The following is a 22,560-nucleotide window of genomic DNA, read 5'->3' as shown; positions in this document are numbered from 1 at the left end:
GATGTGGAGCGGGTGATGTCACTTTGTAGCCGAGATTGGATAAAACTGACCTAATGTTTAATCCGATTGGTATTAGTTCGATGGAGGCGCATCCGGCCGGTCTGCGGGTGGCCAAATGACCACCCTATCTGACACAATGTCTGCATGATCACGCTTACGAGAAACAAGATGCAGCAGCAGATCCGCGGCCGTCTGGCCCATGCACTCTCCTTCTTGCGCCACGATGGTGCCCACTTCGCCCAGTTTGTCTGGGGCCGCTTCCAGCAGGACAGATTGACGGTGACCGCCGGTTACCTGGCCTATGTCACCCTGCTCTCCCTGGTGCCCATGATCGCCGTGGTGTTCGGCATGATGTCGGCCTTTCCGGTGTTCCAGAGCCTGAAGCAGGCGATGGAGCAGTTCGTCTATCACAACTTCGTCCCCACCGCCGGCGAGATGCTCAAGGAGTACATCGACGGCTTCGTGGCCAACGCCACCAACACCACGGCCGTCGGTATCGGTGCCCTGATCGTGGTGGCCCTGATGCTCATCTCGGCCATCGACAAGAACCTCAACTACATCTGGCGATCCACCCGAAGCCGGCCCTTGGCCCAGGCATTCGCCATGTACTGGATGATCCTGACCCTGGGCCCCGTGCTCATCGGGGCCAGCATCGCCATCTCCTCCTACATTCTCTCGCTCAAGTTGTTCGCGGCTGACAGCCTGTTCGGTATCGGCTATCTGCTGCTGCGCAGCCTGCCGTTCCTCTTCTCCGTGCTCACCTTCCTGCTGATCTATACCGTGGTGCCCAACTGCCGCGTGCGGCTGACCCACGCCTTCATCGGTGCCCTGGTGGCGGCCACCCTGTTCGAGCTGGCCAAGCGCGGCTTTGCCATCTACATCACCAACTTCCCCTCCTACCAGGCCATCTATGGCGCCCTGGCGACCATTCCCATCCTGTTCGTCTGGGTGTATCTGAGCTGGCTGGTGGTGTTGCTGGGGGCCGAGACCACCGCCTGTCTCGGGGAGTACGAGAAGCCCGGTGCAGAGGAGCTGGCCTGACGCCGGTCGGCCATCACACCGGATCCCGACACAAAGACGTTAGCCCGGGCAGGGCATTTATTGGTAGCATCGACGACCGCTCATCCCGCAGGATGGGCGGTCGTGCTGTTTTGAGAGGAGAGGGATGTGATTGCACTGATTCAGCGGGTCAGCGAGGCCAGCGTAACGGTAGAGGGAGAGGTGACTGGGGCCATCGGCCAGGGGTTGCTGGTGCTGCTCGGGGTGGAGCAGGGGGATGACGAGGCCAAGGCGGACAAGCTGCTGCACAAGGTGAGCGGCTATCGCATCTTCTCTGACGAGAACGGCAAGATGAACCTCAACGTGAGTCAGGTGGGTGGCAGCCTGCTGGTGGTCTCCCAGTTCACCCTGGCGGCGGATACCGGCAAGGGGATGAGACCCAGCTTCTCCGGTGGCGCCCATCCCGCAGATGCCGAGCGACTCTATGAGTACTTCGTGGCCCGCGCCAGGGAGAGCGGCGTGCCGACCGAAACCGGCCGCTTCGCCGCCGACATGAAGGTCAGGCTGCTCAACGACGGCCCCGTCACCTTCTGGCTGCAGGTATAAGGGTGGCAGGCAGGTCAGGATTCACCGGAGGGCAGGACGCGATGCCTGCACACTTCGCAGGTTCTTCACCCTGCCGGTGCTCGCCCGCCTAGGCTAAGCTGACGGGTCGCGTGCAGGATGACGTTGCGGTAGCCGGGCACGTCGTGGACGTGGGTCGGGCCTATCCACTCCTCTGCCAATCGTAGAGCCTGTGCCTGTTCGAGCCGGGTGCGGGGCAGCAGATTGATGATGAGGGTGCCGCTCAGGCGGCTGGCCAGCGCCTGATAGAGCGGGGCCTGGAACAGCAGCAGGGGGTTGCCGTCCTGGCTGAACAAGTCCAGCAGCACCAGATCGTAGCTCTCCTGGCGCTGGTGCAGGAAGTGCAGCGCATCGGCGTGATGCAGCCGAGGCGAGCCCCCTGACGAGGGGAGGAAGAACTGCTGGAACAGGGTGAGGATCTCGGCATCCAGATCCACGCAGTCGTGGTGGGCATCGGGCCAGCGTGCCGCCAGGTGACGGGTGAGATCCCCTCCGCCCAACCCCAGCTCCAGGATCCTGCTTGCCTGCTTTGGCAACTGCTCCGCGATGCTCCGTTGATGAGGCAGACAGAGGCGGGCCGGTTGGTGGAGGCTCATGGCGGATTGCACCACGCCGTCCATTTCCAGCCAGCGATGACGGGCATTTTCAAGCACCGAAACGCGGCGTTCGGGTTTGGCGCTGAGGTGCAATAAGTGATCGGCTTGGTACGCTTGCAGATTGAAGTCCATGAATTTGCACGGCAAGATGGCTTTCGACCAGTGTAACTCAAGGATGTTGTTATGTACCGGGTGGTCACCCCCCAAACGGCAGCCGAGCTGGATACCTACTACAGGCTGCGCCGGGAGAAATGGTTGCGTCAGTCCTTCCATCTGCCAGTCGGCGCACACTCAAGGATCGCTTTATGTACCGGGTAGTCACCCCAGAAACACCAGCGGAGCTGGATGCTTACTATCAGTTGCGCTGGGAACTGCTGCGCAAACCCTTCAATCTGCCCCTTGGCTCCGAGCGTGACGAGTACGATACCGTCGCCATTCACCGGCTGATGCTCTCACCCGACGGAACGCCCATCGCCGTGGGTCGCCTCTTTGTGGGCGGCGATGAAGCCCAGATCCGCTTTATGGCGCTGCGACCCGAATTTCGCGGCCAGGGGCTGGGCGCCCGCATGGTGGAAGATCTCGAGCAGCTTGCCCGCGACGAGAAGGTGAAACGGCTGGTGATGAACGCCCGCCAGGAGGCAGTGGAGTTCTATCGCCGCTGCGGCTTCCTCGAGGTAGGGGAAGGCCCCGTCTCCTTCGGCCGCATCCCTCACCGCCAGATGATCAAGTCCCTGAGTCCCATGCAGACCATCCAGTACCGTCCGGAGTGGTGCCAGGATCTCACCACCCGCTGGTCGCGGGGTATTCCCATCAGCGAGAAGATGGGGGTGCACATCACCCACTACGATGGCCAGACCTTCCACCTCAAGGCCAACCTGGCGGCCAATCTCAACGTCCGCGACACCATGTTCGCCGGCAGCATCTACAGCCAGTGCGTGCTGGCGGGCTGGGGTCTCATCTGGTTGCAGCTCAAGGAGGCAGGGCTGGGAGGGGATACCGTGCTGGCCGAGGGCAACATCAAGTATTACCGGCCGGTGAGCGAAGAGCCGGAGGCGCGGGTGGCCCGGGAGGGCATGCCCGCCGTGCTCGAGCCGCTGAGGGGCGGAGAATCCGCCAAGTTCAGCCTGCGGGTGCAGTTGTTCAGTGGCCGCAAGCTGGCGGTGGAGTTTGTCGGTCAGTACGTGGTGCTGCCCATCAAGCGCGGCGCACGCTGATCCCTGATGTTCACAGCAACAAGGCCTCTTCGCGAGGCCTTGTTCGTTATTGGGCGGCGGGTGGCCGTGGGCGCCAGAGCGGGCCGCTTCGTCCCTGGGCGGGGTAGCGCACACCCGCCTCCCAGCCACAGGCGTCCTGTCCCGTGGGGAAACTCCAGCCCAGGTCGGGCGCATTGAGGGGGCCGCGCCAGCGGGCGAGCAGCTCGGCGCAGCGTCCCTTGTTCAGGACCCCGAGGTCGAGCTGCCACTGGTCTGCGGCCAGGTCGACACCCCCTTGCAGTGCCAGCAGGTGGGTGATGGTGGAGGCACCGCCTTGCTCGATCCGCACCTTGCCCTGCTCCGCCCTGGCATCCAGCCTGATCTGATAGAAGGGGGTGTCTCCGCGTTGCATCGCCTGCCACAGCGTCTGCGGTGTCAGATCGGGGGGGGTCTGCTCCCTGAACCAGTCATCCAGCAGGGGGTCGATGCCGACCTTGTCCCAGAAGGGATCCTTGCTCTCCAGGCTCAGGCTGCCCTGAAGGGTCCGGCGCCAGTTGGCCGTCTGCTCGCCGGGCTGCCCGTTGAGGTCGGCCTGCAGATCTGCCGCCAGATCCACCTTGCCCGCGAAGGAGACGGGGGAGTGCAGTAACTTGCCCCACTGCTCCAGATCCAGCTGCTTGCCCTGCAACTGCAGGCGGCTCTCCTGCCCGGGCGTCCTGCCCCACTGGCCGCTCAGGTTGAGGGAGCCCTCGTCGGGCAGGGAGGTGGCGAGGGTGTTGAGCTGCCAGGAGCTGGGGGTCAGCTCGCCATCCAGGGTGCCGTTGCGAGCACTGAGACCGTCCCACACCAGCTCGAACCACTTGCTCTCGATGCGGGCACGCCCCAGCAAGGTGCCTAGCTGGTTGCCCCGCAGGGCGAGATCGTTCAGGTAGAGTTGCCAGCCGGTCAGGGAGAGGGGCAGGGTGTCGTCGAAAGAGAGCACCTTGAGCTTGTCGAAGGCCAGTTTGCGGATGTCGATCTGTTGCGGGCGCCAGCCCTGCCAATCCTGCCACCACCCCTGGGGCAAGCTGATATCCATGCCGCTCAGGGCCAGATCCTTCAGGATGAGCTTCTGCTGCTGGGTGTCGAGGGCCAGCTCGACGTTGAACTCCCCTTCGTATGCCTTGCCCCGCAGCTCGGCATCCAGCTGCCGGGGGGAGAAGGCGAGCTTGCCCTCGATGGCCTCAAGCTGGAACAGGCCGCGGCCCATGTCGCCCAGGGTGCCCGCCAGATAGCCGCTGGGCTGGCTGCCCGCCTGCCAGTCGAAGGCGGTGAGCTGGCCGTTGAAGTTGTTGAGGGAGAGCTCCTGATCGATGGCATTGATGCTCACCTGGGCAAGCTGACCCCTGTCCAGGGTGATGCGGCGCAGGGGGAACTCGCCAGGGGGAATGTCACCAAGCTCGAGTCGCATGGCGCGGGCCTTGAGATCGTGCAGTTGCAGGCTGCGCTCTGGCCAGTTCAGCACCATGCCGGTCTCGAGCAGGCCGTCGAACAAGTTGGTGGTCAGTCTGTCGGTACTGAGCACCTGCCCCTCCAGCCGCCCCTTTAGGCTGAGACGGGCCAGGGTGAACATGGGGGTCTCCAGCTGGTTGATGCCCAGGGTGAGGTTGGCCTGGGGCTGGCGTCTCGGGTCGATCAGTTCCCAGTCACTCAAGGACGCACTGAGGCCGCGCAGGGTCAGGGCCTCGCTCTGCAGGCTCAGGTTGTCGATGGTGCTGTCGCTGATGGTGAGGGAGTGAACCGGCAGGCTTGGCAGCTGGTTGGGGAGCGGCAGCTTGATGACGGGACGGATGAGGTCTAGGTGGGCGATGCGCACATCCCGGTTAAACCAGTCGATGTGCTCGATCTCCAGATAGAGTTTTTCCAGCTGTACCGCATCCCCATAGCGCACCTGTTCCGCCAGCAGGGTGTAAGGGTGAAGCGGGTTGAACACCAGTCGGCCTATGGTGACGGGTACGCCGGTCTGCTGGCTGAGCCAGCCGGCGATGGGCCCCTTGGCCCGCTCGGCGTCGAACAGGCCGAGCCCGACCCAGACAAAGAGCAACAGGAAGGCAAGGGTGTAGAGCAGGCCGCGCAGCCAGGAATTCATCAGTGCTTTCCTCCTGTTTCTGTTGTTTGGTCAAGCAGTGGCGTAGTGATCCCGCAGGCCGAGCCAGCGCCGTATCAAGGGCTCGTCATGGCTCGGGTGTCTATCCAGCAGGCAATGCGCCCATCTTTTGCCTCTGCCTTGGTCAGGCATTGGAGTAGTGATCCCGCAGGCCGAGCCAGCGTCGTATCAAGGGTTCGACATGATCTGGGTGGCGGTCCATCAGGAAGCGCGCCATCTTCTGCACCTGCGGGATGAGCGATTGGTCGCGTACCAGATCGGCGATCTTGAGGTCAGCCAGGCCGGTCTGGCGGGTGCCGAGCAGCTCGCCCGGGCCGCGCAGCTCCAGATCCCGCTGGGCGATGAGAAAGCCGTCATTGGTCTCCCGCAGCACCCCGAGCCGGCTCTGGGCCGTCTTGGACAAGGGGGCATGATAGAGCAGCACGCAGTGGGAGGCCACCGAGCCGCGCCCGACCCGGCCACGCAGCTGGTGCAGTTGCGCCAGCCCCAGTCGCTCCGGGTTTTCGATGATCATCAGGCTGGCGTTGGGCACGTCCACCCCCACCTCGATGACGGTGGTGGCGACCAGCAGTTGCAGTATGCCTGCCTTGAACTCCTCCATCACCCGCTGTTTCTCGACCGGTCGCATCCGGCCGTGTACCAGCCCGATATGCAGGCCGGGCAGCAGGTTCTGCAGCTCTGCGGCGGTGTCCTCGGCGGCCTGGCACTCCAGCACCTCCGACTCCTCGATCAGGGTGCAGACCCAGTAGGCCTGCTTGCCCTCCTCACAGGCAAGTCTGACCCGTTCGATCACGTCCTGGCGGCGACTGTCCGGCAGCGCCACCGTGGTGATGGGGGTGCGGCCCGGTGGCAGCTCGTCGATGATGGAGGTATCGAGGTCGGCATAGGCGGTCATCGCCAGGGTGCGGGGGATGGGGGTGGCGGTCATGATGAGCTGGTGGGGATGTACCCCCTCCCGCTCTCCTTTCTCCCGCAGGGCAAGCCGTTGGTGTACGCCGAATCTGTGCTGTTCGTCGATGATGACCAGGGCGAGGCGCTGGAATACCACCTGCTCCTGGAAGATGGCGTGGGTACCCACCACCATCTTGACGCTGCCGTCGGCGATGGCGGCCAGCGCTTCTTCTCGTGCCTTGCCCTTCTGCTTGCCCGCCAGCCAGCCGACCCCGATGCCGAGCGGTTCCAGCCACTTGGCGAAGTTGATGGCGTGCTGTTCGGCCAGCAGCTCGGTCGGCGCCATCAGCCCCACCTGACAGCCGTTGCCGATGGCCTGCAGGGCGGCCAGTGCCGCGACCAGCGTTTTACCTGAGCCCACGTCCCCCTGGACCAGCCGCATCATGGGGTGGCTCTGTTGCAGATCCCTGGCTATCTCCGCCACCACCCGGCTCTGGGCGCCGGTGGGGGTGAACGGCAGGGCGCCGAGCAGCTGCCGGACCAGCTCGGGAGCGGGTTTGAGGGCACGGGCCAGCTGGGTCTGTGCCTGGGCGCGCACCTTCAAGACCGAGAGGTTGTGGGCCAGCAGCTCTTCCAGTACCAGCCGCTGCTGTGCCGGGTGCTGGCCGCTCTCGAGCAGGGCCAGCGCCACCGAGGGAGGCGGGCGATGGAGCAGCTTCAGGGCCGCGGCCAGATCGATCTGCTGGGGATAGAGGCCGGCAGGCAGCAGCTCCTCGACCCCGTAGAGGTCGAGCTGGGCCAGGGCCTGATCCGTGAGGCTGCGCAGGGTGAGCTGGCGCAGCCCCTCTGTGGTGGGGTAGACGGGGGTGAGGGCCTCTTCGGTCTGGCCGGCCTGCTCCTCGCCGAGCAGCTTGTACTCGGGGTGGGCCATCTCCAGGCCGTACTTTCCGGGACGTGTCTCGCCGAAGCAGCGGATAAGGCGGCCCTGAGCCAGACTGTTTTTCTGGGCAGCGGTGAAATTGAAGAAGCGCAGGGTCAGGTTGCCGGTGCCGTCGCTGATACGGCACACCAGCATGCGGCGGCGCCCCATCACCAGCTGGGTGTCCTGGATCTCGCCCTCGACGGCACCGTGCAGGCCGGGCGGCAGATCGCCGATGGGCCACACCTGGGTGCGGTCCTCGTAGCGCAGGGGGAGGTGGAACAGCAGATCCTGTACCGTGGCCAGCCCCAGCCGCTCGAGCTTCTCCAGCATCTTGCTGCCGACACCCTTGAGGCTGTCGAGAGAGATTTTATCCAATTTCATCAATTAGATGCCCGAAAACACTGTAAATATGTCCAGATGATAGGGGTTGTTGCGGCCTCGATGCAAGCCGCGTTGTGCCGTTCCGGGCTGGTGGGCAAGGGAGCGGGGGGAGGGCCATCCATGAAAAAGGCCTGCCGGAAACGGCAGGCCTTTTCACTGACGGGGTGTCCTGGCGGTCAGATGATGCGCTTGAGCAGGAGGTGAGCCTTGACCCTGTGGATCCGGGCCAGCAGCTTGCGCACCTGATCCGGGTAATCCTTAATCTGCTCTATCTGGTCGAAGTGACTGATGCGGCGGGTGTGGGCCAGGATGTTCTCCCGCTCCGCACTGAACTGCTCGCGCAGGTGATGGTGCTGGTCGTGTACCAGCAGGCCGTTCTCCAGATCCAGCGCCCAGGCTCGGGGATTGAGGTTGTTGCCGGTGAGCAGGGCCCACTCCTCATCCACGAAGATCCCCTTGAGGTGATAGGAGTTCTTCTCGCAGCACCAGAGCATGAGGTTGAGCCGGCCGTTGTCGATGTGGTGCTGGTTGCGCTCGGCAAACTTGCGCAGGTTGGTCTCGTAGAGATAGGGCAGACCGCCGATGGTGGAGAACTTCTCCTCCGGGGGGATGAAGAAGTCGTTGGCGGTCTTGTCGCCCACGACGATGGTCACCTTGCAGCCGCGTTTGAGCAGCGCCTCCACGTCCTTGTTCAACTCCTTGGGGGGGTTGAAGTAGGGGGTGCAGATGAAGATCTCCCGCTCGGTGGCCCGCACCAGGTTGCGGATCATCCGGTTGAGCTGGTTGCCCCGCTTGCCCAGGCCCACCATGGGGGTCACGGCGATCTCCCGATCGTTGGGCTGGATGCTCTCGAAGCGGTACTGGCAGAGGCGCAGACGCTGCTTGAAGCGGCGGATCGGTCCCTTGAGCTGCTTGGCGCCGGGGATGCCGGTGCGATCCAGCCGCTGGACGGCCTCGCTGCCGAGGAAGACGTCATCCACGTAGTTGACCATGCTGCGGGTCAGTGCCGGGCTGTGGATCTGGTGATAGCGATCGAAGCGGTAGCGCTCCTGCTGGTGCAGGTAGATGTCGTTGAGGCTGGCGCCGGAGTAAAGCAGGGTGTCGTCGAAGATGAAGCCCTTGAGGTGCAGCACCCCGAGCAGCTCGCGGCCCTTGACCGGCACGCCGTAGATCTCGATCTGGTGTTGGTGGCTGGCGGCCATGGCCTGGTACATCAGGTGGTTGCCCCCCTGCTTGCCCTTGCCGATCAGGCCGCGCTGGGCGCGGTGGAAGTCGACGAACACCTTGATGTCGAGAGAGGGATTGCGCTGCTTGGCGGCATAGAGGGCGGAGAGGATCTCCCGTCCCGCCTCGTCATCCTGCAGATAGAGCGCGATCAGATAGATGCGCTGGGTCGCATGGGCGATGAGCGACAGGATCCGGCTCTTGAAGTCTTTGGCGCTGCTGAGTATCTGGAACTGATCCGCGGCAACTGCGATCTGGGGTAAGCGGGTCAGCAACTGTCGATAATGTGCCGATGAATGCATAGAGAAGCCTGAAATCACGGGATGAAGCGTTCCACTCGGGGCGAAGAATAGGCAATTCTAGCAATCTGTGGCGATGGGCCCAAGCAAGAATCCGTAAAAAGTCGGTGCAATATCACATCGGGGCCGACGGATGCGGCCCCGATGTGTTTTCGTCAGAGGATGGCGCTGGCCGTGGCCACGATGAGGAAGGCGATGGTACCGAGCAGGGTCTCCATCACGGTCCAGGTCTTGAGGGTGGTCTTCTCGTCCATGTTGAGGAAGCGGCTGACCAGCCAGAAGCCGGAGTCATTGAAGTGGGAGAGCACGGTGGCGCCCCCGGCGATGGCGATGACGATGAAGGTCAGGTCCAGCTCGCTCAGGCCGGTGGTGGCGGCCACGGTCGGCGCCATCAGGGCGGCGGTGGTGGTCAGGGCCACGGTGGCGGAACCCTGGGCAACCCGCAGCGCGGCGGACACTAGGAAGGCCGCCAGGATCACCGGCATGCCGGTATCGGAGAGCACGTCGGCCAGCGCGGTGCCGATGCCGCTCGCCCGCAATACGCCGCCGAACATGCCGCCGGCACCGGTGACCAGGATGACGGCGCAGACCGGGGCCAGGGCGTCGTTGCAGAACTTCTCGAGCTGCACCTTGCCCTGGCTCTGGCGGAACATCCAGAGGGCGTACAGCACAGTGATGAGCAGGGCGACCGGGGTCTTGCCGACCATGCGCAGCACGTTGACCCAGTCCGCACCCTTGTCGATGACGCCCATGACGCCCAGGGTATTGAGGCCGGTATCCATGAAGATGAGCACCAGCGGCAGCAGCAGGATGGAGATCACCTGGCCGAAGCTCGGCGCCTTGTCGGAGATCTGCTCGGCACTGGCGGTGAAGCTCGGGGGCAGGGGCAGCTCAAACTTCTTGCCGGACCAGAGCCCGAACAGGTAGGCACCCAGATACCAGGTGGGCAGCGCGACCAGCAGGCCCACGATGGTGAGCAGACCGATGTTGGCACCCAGCAGTTCGCTGGCGGCCACCGGGCCCGGGTGGGGCGGCAGGAAGGCGTGCATCACCGCAAAGGCACCGGCGGAGGGCAGGGCATACTTGAGGACGGAGCCGCCGAACTGCTTCGCCACGCTGAAGATGATGGGCAGCATGACGATGAGGCCGGCGTCGAAGAAGATCGGGAAGCCGAACAGCAGGGAGGCCACACCCAGCGCGAAGGGGGCGCGGTGGGAGCCGAAGCGGTTGATCAGGGTATCGGCCAGTACCTTGGCGCCCCCCGTCATCTCCAGGATCCGGCCTATCATGGCGCCGAGGCCGACCAGCAGCGCGACCGAGGCCAGGGTGCCGCCGAAACCGGTCAGCATGGTGGGGATCACCTGGTCATAGGTGACCCCGGTGGCTAGGGCCGTCAGCATGCTGACCAGGGTCAATGCCACGAAGGCATGTACCTTGAATCGCATGATCAGCACCAGCAACATGACAATGGCTCCGCCCGCTACCGAGAGCAGATAGGCGACATCGGGTGTGTTCATTGCTCCGTCCATAAAATTGTCCTCAAATGGTTCTAGTTGTTGTTCTGCACATTTCTGTGCTGCACTTCACATTGCGAAACGTTACCGGTAACATGTTACCGGTAACGTGGTAGCTTAGAACCCATCAGGCGAACGTTTTTTGAAAAGTGAGAGAGAGGTCAAATAATGGCGGGCAAGTGCATTATCGTGATGGGTGTGTGTGGCAGCGGCAAGTCCAGCATCGGCCTCAAGGTGGCCAATGCCCTGGGGGCCAAGTTCATCGACGGCGATGATCTGCACCCTCGCGCGAACATCCAGAAGATGGCGGCGGGCAACCCGCTCAACGACGAAGACAGGGCCCCCTGGCTGGAGCGGATCCGCGATGCGGCCTACAGCCTGGAGCGCAAGAACGAGCTCGGCGTCATCGTCTGCTCGGCCCTCAAGAAGCAGTACCGCGATCAGATCCGCGAGGGTAACGACTCGGTGAGTTTCCTGTTTCTGGATGGCAGCCAGTCTCTCATTCTCGAACGGATGCGGGCACGGCAGGGCCATTTCATGCGCGAAGCCATGGTACAAAGCCAGTTTGATACCCTGGAGCGACCGGATGGCGAGCCCGGCGTGTTTCGCATCGATATCGACGGGACCTTCGAACAGGTGGTCGACCGTGCCGTCACCGCGCTGACGCAGGCGCAATGAGCCATGTCGCGCGCCCGGCTGCGGCCGACCGCGCCCGTATATAGAGTTGGAGAGAAAGCTATGACCCATCCCGTGATCACCCAGGTGACCAACCGCATCCGCGAGCGCAGCACCGCCCGCCGTGCCCGCTTCCTGGCCCGCATCCAGCGCCAGGCCGATCAGGGCAAGACCCGCGCCTCCCTCTCCTGTGGCAACCTGGCCCACGCCGTGGCCGCCTCGAGCTGTGACGAGAAGGGGCGGATCCTTGACATGACCCGCGCCAACGTGGCCATCGTCACCGCCTACAACGACATGCTGAGTGCCCATCAGCCCTATCAGGGTTATCCGGACATCATCAAGGGCGCCCTGGCGGAGCTCGGCCACAGTGCCCAGGTTGCCGGCGGCGTACCCGCCATGTGCGACGGCGTGACCCAGGGTCAGCCGGGGATGGACATGTCCCTCTTCTCCCGGGACCTCATCGCCCAGGCCACCGCGGTCTCCCTCTCCCACAACACCTTCGACGCCACCCTGCTGCTCGGCATCTGCGACAAGATTGCACCGGGCCAGATCATGGGGGCGCTTTCCCACGCCCACCTGCCCACCGCCTTCGTGCCTGCCGGCCCCATGGCGAGCGGCATCAGCAACGACGAGAAGATAAAGGTGCGCCAGCAGTACGCTGCCGGTGAAGTGGGCCGCGACGCCCTGCTCAAGATGGAGTGCGGCGCCTACCACGCGGCGGGCACCTGCACCTTCTACGGCACCGCCAACACCAACCAGCTGGTGTTCGAAGCCATGGGCCTGATGCTGCCGGGCTCCGCCTTCGTGCATCCGCACAGCGAGCTGCGCCACGCCCTCACCGAAGAAGCGGCCCGCCGCATCAGCGCCATGATCCCGGGCTCTCCGGCCTATCGCCCCCTGAGTGCGGTGATCGACGAGCGCGCTCTGGTCAACGGCCTGGTGGCCCTGCTTGCCTCCGGCGGCAGCACCAACCACAGCATCCACATGGTGGCGCTGGCCCGCGCCGCCGGGCTGGAGCTGACCTGGGACGACCTGAGCGATCTCTCCGACGTGGTGCCGCTCCTGGTGCGCATGTACCCGAACGGCCCGGCGGACGTCAACGCCTTCGAACAGGCGGGGGGCGTGCCCGGCCTGATGCGTCGTCTGGCCGAAGAGGGGCTGATCCACATGGATGCCACCCCGGTCTTCGGCGAGATGCAGGACTACCTCAGCCGTCCGGCACTGGTGGATGGCAAGCTGGTGTGGCAACCAGTGGGCGAGAGCGCGGATCCGAGCGTGCTCTCCCCCTCTGGCAGCGAGTTCCAGGCCACCGGCGGCACCAAGCTGCTGGCGGGCAACCTGGGCCGCGCCGTGGTCAAGGTTTCCGCCGTCGCGCCCGAGTATCGGGTCATCGAGGCCCCGGCCCGGGTCTTCTCCTCCCAGCATGCGGTGGAGGCGGCCTACAAGGCCGGTGAGTTGAACCAGGACGCCGTCATCGTGGTGCGCCACAACGGCCCGGCCGCCAACGGCATGCCGGAGCTACACAAGCTGATGCCGGTGCTTGGCAACCTGCAGAAGGCGGGTCACAAGGTGGCCCTGGTCACCGACGGCCGTCTCTCCGGCGCCTCCGGCAAGATCCCGGCCGCCATCCACGTCACCCCGGAAGCGCTGCACGGTGGGGCCATCGGCCTGCTCGCCGATGGCGACCTGCTGCGGGTGGATGCCGAGTCCGGCCGCCTCGACTGCCTGACCGATTTGAGTGGCCGTACCCAGGCCGAGATCGACCTCACCCTGGAACAAGAGGGGTGGGGCCGTGAACTGTTCAGCGTGATGCGTCGCGCGGTATCGAGCGCCGAGTTCGGCGCCACCATCTTTGACTAAGGAAGAGCTATGCAGAACTGGAAAGTGACCCCTGCCGAGGTGTTTGCCGCCTCCCCCCTGGTACCCGTGATGGTCATCAACGACCTGGAGCAGGCCCTGCCGATGGCCAAGGCCCTGCTGGATGGCGGCATCTCGGTGTTCGAGATCACCCTGCGCACCCCGGTGGCGCTGGACGCCATCGCCCTCATCGCCAAGGCGATGCCGGATGCCATGGTCGGTGCCGGTACCGTGCTCAACTGCGCGCAGTTTGATGCCGCCGTCGCTGCCGGTGCCCGCTTCGTCATCTCCCCGGGCATGACCCCGGCCCTGCTGGCCCACGCGGCCAAGAGCACGGCGCCGCTGATCCCGGGGGTGGCCACCCCGTCCGAGGTGATGCAGGCGCTGGAAGCAGGCTACGACCACCTCAAATTCTTCCCGGCCGAGGCGAACGGCGGCACCAATGCACTCTCCGCCATCGCGGCGCCCCTGCCCCAGGTGAAATTCTGCCCCACCGGCGGCATCGGCCCGAAAAACGTGGCCGACTACCTGGCGCTGAAATGTGTGGCCACCGTCGGCGGCTCCTGGATGCTGCCGGCAGACGCCGTCAAGAGCGGCAACTGGGAGGAGGTGACCCGCCTCTCCCGGGAAGCGGTTGAATTGGTTAAACGCTAAGCAAATATCGTTTAGAAAAATTAAACAGGCCACCCCCGGGTGGCCTGCTGTTTTTCCGCCCCCGGAGGGGGTGGGCCGTTTGCTTCCGGCCTCGCCCTGGCTTAAGGTCGGGGGCCGCCCCTCTCCCCTGGAGCCTTCATGTCCTGTCTGCATCCATCCTACCCGCAAGGGCACTTCACCGCGCTGCACTGCCACCCCCATGCCCAATACTGCTATCTGCACGACGGGGGCGGCATCATCACGGGGCGAGGGGAGGGAGAACTGCTGATGGCAGGCCAGATCTGCTTTATTCCGGCGGGGTGGGAGCACGAGTTTCGCGTGCTGCGCCGCTCCCGGCTCTCCCTCCTCTATGTGCCGACGTCGGCCCGCACCGCCTTCGGCCCCCTGCAGGCCAGCACGCTGCTGGCGGGCCTCTTCGCCCGCCTGCCCGAGCTGGCCGAGGGGGAGGTGAAGGGGGCCTATCTGACGGTGCTTGGCCAGGAGCTGGAGCGCGCCGACCTGCTCGCGGCGCCTCGGTGCGTACCCTCAACCGGCTCTTCCTCCAGCAGCTGGGGTGCAGCTTTCGCCAGTGGCGGGAGCAGGTGGTGCTGGGACGGGCGCGCCAGTTGCAGCACCGGGGGCTCACGCTTGCCCAGATCGCCGATCGGCTCGGCTACGAGGATCCCGGCGCCTTGTCCCGCGCACTCCAGCGCCTTGCCCGGCGCGAACCGGCGGCCTGAGGGCGCATTGTCTGCCTTCCTGCCCGCCATGGCGGTGTCTGCGGGTTGCCGGCAGTCAGCACCGCGAGCCGATATCCGCATCCTCCTTGCTGCCTGCCAGCAGACAGGTCACCTCGTCGGTATGGCAGATCCGATCGCCGCGAAAGGTGAAGAGGCCGCTCACCTTGCAGACCAGGGTGCCGCCGTCCTGGCGGGTGGCCCGTACCACATGGGTCGAGTGCACCCGCTCCACCTGCGCCAGGGTGGCGACAAACTCGATGCTCGCCCCGGCCAGATGGCGGCGCAGTGTGGCGATGTGCTGGTGAAACGCCGGGTAGTCGAGCCGCTCGCCGTTCACCTCCTGGCAGTAGTCGGGGGTGAACCAGGCGTCGAGCTCCGCCAGGGGGAAGGCGGGATCGCAGATGACGCGCTGCAGGCAGGCTTTCAATCGTTCGGTGTGGTGCATGGTCTGCTCCTGACAGGGGGGATGGAGGAGCCAGCATAGGCCAGGGGACGGCGAGGGGAGAGGGGAGAAGGCGCCATCATGGCGGTCGAATGCGCCATGATGGCCGGGGATCAGCCGAGGCTTTCCCCCTCATAGAGGGAGAAGCCGATGTCCTTGCACCTGGTCGCCAGCGGCTGGCCGCCGAGGCGGGCCAGCAGCATGATGGCGGCTTCGCGACCTATGGTCTCGCGGGGGGTGACGATACTGGCGAGCTTGGGGGTCATGGCGTGGCCGATGTCGAGGGCGTTGCTGCCGGCGATGGCCACCTGCTGGGGCACCGGGATCCACCTGGCCTGGCATTGCAGCAGGGCCCCCACCGCCAGGTCGTCGTTGGTGCAGAACAGGCCGTCGAGATCGGGGAAGCGCGCCATGGCCTGGGCCAGCAGCTCTCCCCCCAGGGTGAAGCTGGAGGATTGCTCCGTCAGCAGGTGCTGGCCGGTCAGACCGAAATCGGCCATCGCCTGGTAGTAGCCTTCCATTCGCAGCTGGGTGCGCACGTCGAGCCGGGCGCCGAGGTAGATCACCTTGCGCCGTCCCCGGCGCAGCATCTCTGTTACCATGGCCCGGGCGGCGGCCCGATGATCCATGCCCACCACCATGTCGATGGGGGAGAGGGGCAGATCCATGGTCTCCACCACCGGGATGCCGGCGGTGGCGATCATCTTGCGGGTGCGCTCGGTGTGCTGGGTGTCCGAGAGGATGAGCCCGTCCACGTTGTAGGAGAGGAGCGAGGCGACCTGCTCCTCCTCCCGCTCCGGGCTGTAGCCGTAGTGGGCGAGCAGGGTCTGGTAGCCGGCGGGCCGGGTCACCGCCTCGATGCCGTGGATCACCGCCGAGAAGACCTGGTTGGAGAGGGAGGGGATCAGGATGCCGATCGCCTTGCTGGTGGCGTTCGACAGCATGTCCGGCGCCCGGTTCGGGATGTAGCCGAGCTCCTCCACCGCGGCGGCGATGCGCTCGCGGGTCCCTTCGGCCACGGCGGACGGGTCGCGCAGGTAGCGGCTGACGGTCATCTTGGTGACACCAGTCAGGTCGGCAATGTCCTGCAGGGTAGGGCGGCGCTTGCGGGTGTCGTTCATCTGGGGATCCGGCAAAAAATGTTACACGTAACATTACCGTTTTTGCACGGCAATGTCAGCATATGACGCCATCAACAGGGGGCAGGGGATGATCAAGGGCAGGTGTTTCGAGGGGGTCCACTTCGAGCAGCAGGAGGTGGAGGGGGAGCAGTTCCAGGGGTGCCGCTTCATCGGCTGTCACTTCTCCTGGCTCGATCTCGGGGAGAGCCGCTTCGTCGACTGCAGCTTCTATGACAGGGAACGGGAGCTGGGATGCCTGTTTCAGGGCTGCGATCTGAGGGAGGCGAGCTTCCTGCGCTGCGATCTCACCCTGTCGGACTTCGGCCGCAGCCAGTGTCTTGGGCTGGAGATGCGCGACTGCCAGGCCATGGGGATCAACTTCGCCCATGCCAGCTTCGCCAACCGGATCACCGCCAAAAGCTACTTCTGCGAAGCCCACCTCACCGGCAACAACTTCAGCTACGCCAACTTCGAAAGCTGCCTGCTGGAGCGGTGCGAGCTTGCCGGCAACCGCTGGCAGGGGGCCAACCTGCTGGGCGCCTCCCTGGCGGGCTCGGATCTCAGCGGCTCCGAGTTCGGGCAAATCGACTGGACCAGCTTCAACCTGCAAGGGTGCGATCTGCGCCAGTGCGATCTGCCCGGTCTGGATCTGCGCCGGGTCAACCTCGCCGGGGTGCAGATCAATGAAGATCAGCAGGGGCTGCTGGAGCAGATCGGGCTGGTGGTCTTCCCCTGAGCGGGGTGGAAAAGAGGTAAGTTTTCATCATCGGGGCGAGCGGTGTGGTGCCCCCCTGGCAAGCAAAAAGCCTGCGCGATGCAGACTTTTTGTCAGGTGAAGTGGTAAACGACGCGGTGTTGCTGTCTTTTGCTCCCTGCCCCCCTCGCGGGAGAAGGGCTGGGGATGAGGTAGCGGACTCCACTCGGGCACCGCCAAGGTGGGCTTAGCGTCTGGCCAGCCACTTGGTCGGGTTGATGGCCTCGCCCTGATAGCGGATCTCGAAGTAGAGGCCGGAGCGCTCCTGTCCGCCGCTGTCGCCGACCAGGGCCACGGGCTCACCCTGCTCCACCTTTTGTCCCACCTGGCGCAGCAGCGACTGGTTGTGGCCGTAGAGGCTCATGTAGCCCTTGCCGTGGTCGATGACCAGCAGCATGCCGAAGCCGTCGAGCCAGTCGGCGTAGACCACCTGGCCCGGTGCCACCGCCTTGACCTGGGTCCCTTCGCTGGCGCCGATCAGGGTGCCCTTCCACTTCAGCTCGGCGGTACGCGGCGAGCCGTAGGAGATGAGGATGGGGCCCTGCACCGGCCAGCGCAGGTTGCCACCCGTGCTCAGACCGCCGTAGCCGTTGCTGCTTGCCTTGGCGCTGTTGCGGGCAGCAGCTTGCTGCTGCGCCACCTTGGCCTGTTGTTCGGCGACGCGTTGCTGCTGGACCGCCAGCCGCTGCTGTTCGCCGACCTGGCGCTGCTGGGCTGCGATCCGCTGCTGCTCCTCGATGCGCTTCTGCTCGGCTGCCAGGCGCTGGGCCTCCAGACGGCGCTGGCGCTCCTGCTCGGCCTTGATCTTGGCAAGGCGCTCCCGCTCGGCCCGTTCGCGGCGTTCCTTTTCTTCCTGCTGACGACGCAGCTCTTCCAGCCGCGCCTTGAGCGCCTTCTCCGCCTTGACCAGCTTGTCGAGCTTCTGCTCGTCGGCCTGCACCGATTGCTGCAACTGGTTGCGCACCTTGGCACGGCTCTGCTGGCTGGCCAGCAGGCTCTGGTGATGCTCCTGCTGCTCGCCGAGCAGGGTCTGGAGGCGGTTCTCGGTCTCCCTGGTGGCCTGCTGGTTCTTGGCCAGCTTGTCACGGGTGGCGCGCAGGGCTTCAATGGCCTCGATGCGTGCCTTGTTGAGGTAGTCGAAGTAGTCAAGGGCGCGGCTCAGCTTGGCCGGATCCTGCTGGTTGAGCAGCAGTTTGAGGTAATCGTGGTTGCCCGCCTGGAAGGCGCTTTCCGCCTGCTTGGCCAGCAACTGTTTCTGATGTTTTGCTTGTTGCTCCAGTGCCAGCTTGTCCTGCTGCAGGGACGCCAGCTTCTGCTGGTTCTGCCGGAGTTGCTGTCTGGTCTGCTCGAGTTTGGCGGCGGCAGCCGAAATGGCCTGCTCGTCAGCCTTGAGCTGGGTGTTGAGCTTGGCAAGCTCCTGCTTGCTGAGCTTGAGGGTCTGTTGCTGTTCCTTGATCTGGGACTGCATGGCCCCCAGCTGCTGGTTCGCAGCCTGGGCTGTGCCGGTACCGCCGATCAGGCAAAAAAACAGCGCGCCGGCCAACAGGCCGACGCGACTGGTTTTCTGTGAAATAATTTCGCATCCCCGCATGGGGCAGGATTATTTCAGAATCATCAGGGGCTTGCCAGTCATTTCCGGCGGCACAGGCAGACCCATCAGAGTCAACATGGTCGGGGCCAGATCGGACAGTTTGCCACCTTCGGCGACCTCGGCTTTACGACCGAAGTAGATGAGGGGAACAGGCAGATTGGTGTGGGCGGTGTGGGCCTGACCAGTCTCTTCGTCCATCATCTTCTCGGCGTTGCCATGGTCGGCGGTGATGAGGCACTCGCCACCCACTTCCGCCAGGGCGTCGGTGACGCGACCGATACAGTGGTCGACCGCTTCACAGGCTTTGACGGCCGCATCGAACACGCCGGTGTGACCGACCATGTCGCCGTTCGGGTAGTTGCAGATGATGACGTCGTACTTGCCGCTCTTGATGGCCGCAACCAGCTTGTCGGTCAGCTCTTCGGAGCTCATCTCCGGCTGCAGGTCATAGGTAGCTACTTTCGGGCTCGCCACGATTTCGCGATCTTCGCCGCTGAAGCAGGCCTCTTCGCCACCGTTGAAGAAGAAGGTGACGTGGGCGTACTTCTCGGTCTCGGAGATGCGCAGCTGGGTCTTGCCCTGCTTGGCCAGCCACTCACCCAGGGTGTTGACCAGGGCGGTGGGCGGGTAGGCACAGGCGGTTTTGATGTCGGCCGCGTATTCGGTCAGCATCACGAAGTGCAGCGCCGGGGTGGCGGTGCGGGCGAAGCCGGTGAAGTCGGTATCGACGAAGGCGCGGGTGATTTCGCGGGCGCGGTCGGCGCGGAAGTTCATGAAGATCAGCGCATCGCCGTCGATCATCGGTACAGCGTCGCCGATGCGGGTGGCTTTGACGAACTCGTCGTTCTCGTCGCGGGCATAGGCGGCGGCCAGCGCGTCGGTGGCGTTGTCGGCGGTGAATTCGCCCTTGCCCTGGGTCATCAGGTCATAGGCCTGCTGCACGCGATCCCAGCGGTTGTCGCGGTCCATGGCGTAGTAACGACCGATCATGGAGGCGAAACGACCCTTGCCCAGTCGGGCAAACAGGGCGTCGAACAGCTCGATGGAGGACTGGGCACTGCGCGGCGGGACGTCGCGGCCATCCAGGAAGGCGTGGAAGTAGATCTGCTCGGCGCCACGCTTGGCGGCCATCTCGATCATGCCCATGATGTGCTCTTCGTGGCTGTGTACGCCACCCGGGGACATCAGCCCCATGATGTGCACGGCCTTGCCCTTGGTCACGGCAGCGTCGACAGCCTTGGCCAGCTCGACGTTCTGGAAGAAGTCGCCGTCCTGGATGTCCTTGGAGATGCGGGTCAGCTCCTGATAGACGACGCGACCGGCACCGATGTTGGTGTGGCCCACTTCGGAGTTGCCCATCTGGCCGTCCGGCAGACCCACGTCCAGGCCGGAGCCGGAGATCAGGGTGCTGGTGTAGTCACGGGCCAGGCGATCCAGGTTGGGGGTCTTGGCGGCAGCAACGGCGTTGTACTCTTGCTTGGTGCTGTAGCCCCAACCGTCCATGATGACCAGAACCAGCGGTTTCTTAGCTGTTGACATAAGGCTATGTCCTCTCGGATAGGAATGAATTGCGGGAAGTGAAACTAGCGTAATATTACTACATCTGCCGAAATAGTCACCTGATAGCCAAGTCCCTCTCCAGCCTCGCTTTTTAACTGTTATCCCGCTGTTTTAGGCATGTTGCCGGCTTGTCTGCCTCGGCGGGTTTTCCTCTGTTTTCCCCCTCTTTTCGGCATGGCGCATCCTCTCGTTCGGCCCGGTTGGAGGAGGAAGAATCGGCAGCCATCCCTGATGGGAGCTTGCTCTCGCTTTGCCGCCAAGATGGCTGATCTTATGCAGGGCCCCATGTATACTCGGGCCCTTGTCTTGGTCCCTGGATAGTAGAAGATGCAAGAGTATTTGGATTTCGCGGCCCGCAATCCGCTGCTGACCGCAGCCTGGTTGGGCCTGGCAGGCACCCTGGTGTACACCACTGTGCGTGCTCGTTTTTCTCCGGTGAAGGCGGTCAACAACCACGCCGCTACCCTGCTTATCAACCGTGAAAATGCCACCGTCGTGGACATTCGCAGTCAGGATGAATTTGCCAAGGGTCATCTGGCCGGGGCCCATCACCTACCGCTCGCCCAGATCCAGGCGAATAATCTGGGTCCGGTTGAAAAGCACAAGGATGCCCCCACCATAGTGGTGTGCGAGTCGGGGATGACCGCTGGTGGCGCGGGTCGCCAACTGAGCAAGGCCGGTTTCAAGCAGGTGTATGTGCTCAGCGGTGGCATGGCCCAATGGCGTGCAGACAATCTGCCGGTGACCAAAAAACGCTGATTTAAGGGCCTGCGCCCACTCATTATCTTAAAAAGGAATCAAACGAAATGGCTGACGAAATCAACAATCAGGAAGTGCAACCGGAATTCCACATCCAGCGTGTCTACACCAAGGATGTCTCCTTCGAAGCCCCGAATACTCCGCACATCTTCCAGAAAGAGTGGCAGCCGGACGTCAAGCTGGACATGGACACCAAGACCAATGTCCTGGCCGACAGCGTCTATGAAGTGGTGCTGACCCTGACTGTCACCTGCAAGCTGGAAACCGAGACCGCCTTCCTGTGCGAAGTGCAGCAAGCCGGCATCTTCACCATCGGCAACCTGCCTGAGCCGCAACTGGCCCACTGCCTGGCGGCCTTCTGCCCGAACATCCTGTTCCCGTATGCCCGCGAAGCGGTATCCAACCTGGTGAGCAAGGGGTCCTTCCCGCAGCTGAACCTGGCACCGGTCAACTTCGACGCCCTGTTCGCCCAGCACATGGCGCAGGTACAGGCCCAGCAGGCGACTGCGGAAGCCTGATAATGGCCGACCAGATCGCAATCTCGGTCCTGGGGGCGGGGTCTTATGGCTCCGCCCTTGCCATTTCTCTGGCGCGCAACGGTCATCCGACCCTGCTGTGGGGTCACGACCCTGCCCATGTCGCCGAGCTGGAACAGGATCGCTGCAACAAGGCATTCTTGCCGGATGTCCCCTTCCCGGCCGATCTGCAACTGACGTCGGATCTGCAGACGGCGGTGCAAGCCGCTCCCGTGCTGCTGCTGGTGGTGCCGAGTCATGTGTTCGGCCAGGTACTGGCCCGGGTCAAACCCTTCCTGCGCCCGGATACCCGGATCGCCTGGGCCACCAAGGGGCTGGAGCCGGACAGCGGCCGTCTGCTGCAAGAGGTGGCGCGGGAGGTGCTGGGGGATGCCATTCCACTGGCGGTCATCTCGGGCCCGACCTTCGCCCGCGAGCTGGCCGCCGGTCTGCCGACCGCCATCTCGGTGGCCTCGACCCACGACGACTTTGCCGACGATCTCTCCCACCTGCTACACTGCGGCCGCTCGTTCCGGGTCTATACCAATCCGGACTTCATCGGTCTGCAGCTGGGCGGGGCGGTGAAGAACGTCATCGCCATCGGTGCCGGTCTCTCTGACGGACTCGGCTTTGGCGCCAACGCCAGAACCGCGCTCATCACTCGGGGTCTGGTGGAGATGCAGCGTCTGGGCGCCGCCCTCGGGGCCGACGCCAAGACCTTCATGGGGATGGCGGGGCTCGGGGATCTGGTGCTGACCTGTACCGACAACCAGTCGCGCAACCGCCGTTTCGGTCTGGCGCTGGGAGCGGGCAAGTTGGTTGACACCGCCATGGCCGAGATAGGCCAGGTGGTGGAAGGCTATCGCAACACCAAGGAAGTGCATCTGCTGGCGGCCCGTTGCGGCGTCGAGATGCCCATCTGCGAACAGATCTTCAAGGTGCTGTACGAAGGCAAGAATCCGAAAGAGGCAGCCATCGCCCTGCTGTCGCGAGACAAGAAGGACGAGTGATCTTCTGCCAGCCGCAGCATGCAAAAGGCCCCGCCAGCTGGCGCAATGCTGTTCACTTAAGAGAATTTGAGTTCCAGTCCACGTAGTATCAGGACAAAAAAGCGAGGGAGGCAT

The 22,560-nt window shown here is 64.2% G+C and carries 20 protein-coding genes and 1 pseudogene; 12 read left to right on the top strand and 9 right to left on the bottom strand.

Annotated elements, in window-relative coordinates; genetic code table 11:
- The first annotated feature begins 168 nt into the window (after positions 1-168).
- Positions 169-1,041, top strand: a complete 873-nt coding sequence (locus OKC30_RS11225; protein WP_160837838.1) for a virulence factor BrkB family protein — start codon at positions 169-171, stop codon at positions 1,039-1,041.
- Between the two features lie 126 nt (positions 1,042-1,167).
- A complete protein-coding gene (gene dtd / locus OKC30_RS11220; protein WP_039039510.1) occupies positions 1,168-1,605 on the top strand; it encodes a D-aminoacyl-tRNA deacylase in 438 nt (145 codons plus the stop codon).
- A gap of 65 nt (positions 1,606-1,670) precedes the next feature.
- On the opposite strand, the gene OKC30_RS11215 is transcribed toward dtd, so the two are convergent.
- The gene (locus OKC30_RS11215) at positions 1,671-2,351 is read right to left on the bottom strand and encodes a methyltransferase domain-containing protein (RefSeq protein ID WP_160837840.1); all 681 of its coding nucleotides are present in this window, start codon (positions 2,349-2,351) and stop codon (positions 1,671-1,673) included.
- Positions 2,352-2,524: 173 nt separating this feature from the next.
- On the opposite strand from OKC30_RS11215, the gene OKC30_RS11210 reads away from it, so the two are divergent.
- Positions 2,525-3,433 (top strand): bifunctional GNAT family N-acetyltransferase/hotdog fold thioesterase, encoded by a 909-nt coding sequence (locus OKC30_RS11210; RefSeq protein WP_160837842.1) that lies wholly within the window; start codon positions 2,525-2,527, stop codon positions 3,431-3,433.
- 46 nt (positions 3,434-3,479) lie between these two features.
- Here the strand turns inward: OKC30_RS11210 and OKC30_RS11205 are convergent, their stop codons facing one another.
- From OKC30_RS11205 to OKC30_RS11190, 4 genes are all read right to left on the bottom strand, one after another.
- A complete protein-coding gene (locus tag OKC30_RS11205; RefSeq protein ID WP_160837844.1) occupies positions 3,480-5,540 on the bottom strand; it encodes an AsmA-like C-terminal region-containing protein in 2,061 nt (686 codons plus the stop codon).
- A gap of 142 nt (positions 5,541-5,682) precedes the next feature.
- The gene (recG, locus tag OKC30_RS11200; protein WP_270664096.1) at positions 5,683-7,752 is read right to left on the bottom strand and encodes an ATP-dependent DNA helicase RecG; all 2,070 of its coding nucleotides are present in this window, start codon (positions 7,750-7,752) and stop codon (positions 5,683-5,685) included.
- Between the two features lie 176 nt (positions 7,753-7,928).
- Entirely contained in the window at positions 7,929-9,278 is a 1,350-nt protein-coding gene (gene pssA / locus OKC30_RS11195; protein WP_041212167.1) for a CDP-diacylglycerol--serine O-phosphatidyltransferase, read from the bottom strand.
- Between the two features lie 152 nt (positions 9,279-9,430).
- Positions 9,431-10,792 (bottom strand): GntP family permease, encoded by a 1,362-nt coding sequence (locus tag OKC30_RS11190; protein ID WP_234716541.1) that lies wholly within the window; start codon positions 10,790-10,792, stop codon positions 9,431-9,433.
- Positions 10,793-10,957: 165 nt separating this feature from the next.
- Between OKC30_RS11190 and OKC30_RS11185 the strand changes: the two genes are divergently transcribed.
- The 5 genes and pseudogenes from OKC30_RS11185 to OKC30_RS11165 all read left to right on the top strand — a co-directional run bounded on the left by OKC30_RS11185 (position 10,958) and on the right by OKC30_RS11165 (position 14,694).
- The gene (locus OKC30_RS11185) at positions 10,958-11,467 is read left to right on the top strand and encodes a gluconokinase (RefSeq protein WP_039039504.1); all 510 of its coding nucleotides are present in this window, start codon (positions 10,958-10,960) and stop codon (positions 11,465-11,467) included.
- Positions 11,468-11,527: 60 nt separating this feature from the next.
- The gene (gene edd / locus OKC30_RS11180; RefSeq protein WP_160837850.1) at positions 11,528-13,324 is read left to right on the top strand and encodes a phosphogluconate dehydratase; all 1,797 of its coding nucleotides are present in this window, start codon (positions 11,528-11,530) and stop codon (positions 13,322-13,324) included.
- 9 nt (positions 13,325-13,333) lie between these two features.
- Positions 13,334-13,975, top strand: coding sequence for a bifunctional 4-hydroxy-2-oxoglutarate aldolase/2-dehydro-3-deoxy-phosphogluconate aldolase (locus OKC30_RS11175; RefSeq protein ID WP_160837852.1), 642 nt, complete (start codon positions 13,334-13,336; stop codon positions 13,973-13,975).
- A gap of 138 nt (positions 13,976-14,113) precedes the next feature.
- A pseudogene (locus OKC30_RS11170) lies at positions 14,114-14,326 on the top strand (cupin domain-containing protein); the annotation flags it as partial.
- Between the two features lie 164 nt (positions 14,327-14,490).
- Complete coding sequence (locus tag OKC30_RS11165) at positions 14,491-14,694, top strand: helix-turn-helix domain-containing protein (RefSeq protein WP_270664098.1); 204 nt, start codon at positions 14,491-14,493, stop codon at positions 14,692-14,694.
- Positions 14,695-14,749: 55 nt separating this feature from the next.
- Here the strand turns inward: OKC30_RS11165 and OKC30_RS11160 are convergent, their stop codons facing one another.
- The gene (locus OKC30_RS11160; RefSeq protein WP_160837854.1) at positions 14,750-15,139 is read right to left on the bottom strand and encodes a nuclear transport factor 2 family protein; all 390 of its coding nucleotides are present in this window, start codon (positions 15,137-15,139) and stop codon (positions 14,750-14,752) included.
- 110 nt (positions 15,140-15,249) lie between these two features.
- The gene (locus OKC30_RS11155) at positions 15,250-16,257 is read right to left on the bottom strand and encodes a substrate-binding domain-containing protein (protein WP_039039499.1); all 1,008 of its coding nucleotides are present in this window, start codon (positions 16,255-16,257) and stop codon (positions 15,250-15,252) included.
- Positions 16,258-16,345: 88 nt separating this feature from the next.
- Between OKC30_RS11155 and OKC30_RS11150 the strand changes: the two genes are divergently transcribed.
- Positions 16,346-16,993, top strand: coding sequence for a Qnr family pentapeptide repeat protein (locus tag OKC30_RS11150; RefSeq protein WP_160837856.1), 648 nt, complete (start codon positions 16,346-16,348; stop codon positions 16,991-16,993).
- Positions 16,994-17,198: 205 nt separating this feature from the next.
- Here the strand turns inward: OKC30_RS11150 and OKC30_RS11145 are convergent, their stop codons facing one another.
- Together OKC30_RS11145 and gpmM are read right to left on the bottom strand one after the other, a co-directional pair.
- A complete protein-coding gene (locus OKC30_RS11145) occupies positions 17,199-18,602 on the bottom strand; it encodes a peptidoglycan DD-metalloendopeptidase family protein (protein WP_160837858.1) in 1,404 nt (467 codons plus the stop codon).
- Positions 18,603-18,611: 9 nt separating this feature from the next.
- Positions 18,612-20,141 (bottom strand): 2,3-bisphosphoglycerate-independent phosphoglycerate mutase, encoded by a 1,530-nt coding sequence (gpmM, locus tag OKC30_RS11140; protein WP_039039496.1) that lies wholly within the window; start codon positions 20,139-20,141, stop codon positions 18,612-18,614.
- A 348-nt stretch (positions 20,142-20,489) separates the two neighbouring features.
- Here gpmM and OKC30_RS11135 point away from each other — a divergent pair, with 348 nt between their 5' ends.
- Genes OKC30_RS11135 through gpsA form a run of 3 tightly spaced genes read left to right on the top strand, consistent with a single transcriptional unit; the run spans position 20,490 to position 22,446 of the window.
- A complete protein-coding gene (locus tag OKC30_RS11135; protein ID WP_160837860.1) occupies positions 20,490-20,921 on the top strand; it encodes a rhodanese-like domain-containing protein in 432 nt (143 codons plus the stop codon).
- 47 nt (positions 20,922-20,968) lie between these two features.
- Entirely contained in the window at positions 20,969-21,439 is a 471-nt protein-coding gene (gene secB / locus OKC30_RS11130; protein ID WP_010672547.1) for a protein-export chaperone SecB, read from the top strand.
- Between the two features lie 2 nt (positions 21,440-21,441).
- Positions 21,442-22,446: an NAD(P)H-dependent glycerol-3-phosphate dehydrogenase gene (gene gpsA, locus OKC30_RS11125; protein ID WP_160837862.1), complete on the top strand. Its 1,005-nt coding sequence runs from the start codon at positions 21,442-21,444 to the stop codon at positions 22,444-22,446.
- Positions 22,447-22,560: the final 114 nt, after the last annotated feature.

Origin of the sequence: Aeromonas sp. QDB18, assembly GCF_027705325.1 — a bacterium.
In the GTDB taxonomy this organism is placed as follows: domain Bacteria; phylum Pseudomonadota; class Gammaproteobacteria; order Enterobacterales; family Aeromonadaceae; genus Aeromonas; species Aeromonas caviae.
Note: the sequence above shows the minus strand (reverse complement) of the source record. Positions and strands in the feature narration are given on the sequence as shown.

Coding starts and splice junctions, on each gene's coding strand:
- OKC30_RS11215 (WP_160837840.1), bottom strand. CDS start 2,351: ATGGACTTCAATCTGCAAGCGTACCAAGCCGATCACTTATTGCACCTC.
- OKC30_RS11150 (WP_160837856.1), top strand. CDS start 16,346: ATGATCAAGGGCAGGTGTTTCGAGGGGGTCCACTTCGAGCAGCAGGAG.
- gpsA (WP_160837862.1), top strand. CDS start 21,442: ATGGCCGACCAGATCGCAATCTCGGTCCTGGGGGCGGGGTCTTATGGC.
- OKC30_RS11160 (WP_160837854.1), bottom strand. CDS start 15,139: ATGCACCACACCGAACGATTGAAAGCCTGCCTGCAGCGCGTCATCTGC.
- gpmM (WP_039039496.1), bottom strand. CDS start 20,141: ATGTCAACAGCTAAGAAACCGCTGGTTCTGGTCATCATGGACGGTTGG.
- pssA (WP_041212167.1), bottom strand. CDS start 9,278: ATGCATTCATCGGCACATTATCGACAGTTGCTGACCCGCTTACCCCAG.
- OKC30_RS11145 (WP_160837858.1), bottom strand. CDS start 18,602: ATGCGGGGATGCGAAATTATTTCACAGAAAACCAGTCGCGTCGGCCTG.
- OKC30_RS11175 (WP_160837852.1), top strand. CDS start 13,334: ATGCAGAACTGGAAAGTGACCCCTGCCGAGGTGTTTGCCGCCTCCCCC.
- OKC30_RS11205 (WP_160837844.1), bottom strand. CDS start 5,540: ATGAATTCCTGGCTGCGCGGCCTGCTCTACACCCTTGCCTTCCTGTTG.
- edd (WP_160837850.1), top strand. CDS start 11,528: ATGACCCATCCCGTGATCACCCAGGTGACCAACCGCATCCGCGAGCGC.
- OKC30_RS11155 (WP_039039499.1), bottom strand. CDS start 16,257: ATGAACGACACCCGCAAGCGCCGCCCTACCCTGCAGGACATTGCCGAC.
- OKC30_RS11185 (WP_039039504.1), top strand. CDS start 10,958: ATGGCGGGCAAGTGCATTATCGTGATGGGTGTGTGTGGCAGCGGCAAG.
- secB (WP_010672547.1), top strand. CDS start 20,969: ATGGCTGACGAAATCAACAATCAGGAAGTGCAACCGGAATTCCACATC.
- recG (WP_270664096.1), bottom strand. CDS start 7,752: ATGAAATTGGATAAAATCTCTCTCGACAGCCTCAAGGGTGTCGGCAGC.
- OKC30_RS11190 (WP_234716541.1), bottom strand. CDS start 10,792: ATGAACACACCCGATGTCGCCTATCTGCTCTCGGTAGCGGGCGGAGCC.
- OKC30_RS11210 (WP_160837842.1), top strand. CDS start 2,525: ATGTACCGGGTAGTCACCCCAGAAACACCAGCGGAGCTGGATGCTTAC.
- OKC30_RS11225 (WP_160837838.1), top strand. CDS start 169: ATGCAGCAGCAGATCCGCGGCCGTCTGGCCCATGCACTCTCCTTCTTG.
- OKC30_RS11135 (WP_160837860.1), top strand. CDS start 20,490: ATGCAAGAGTATTTGGATTTCGCGGCCCGCAATCCGCTGCTGACCGCA.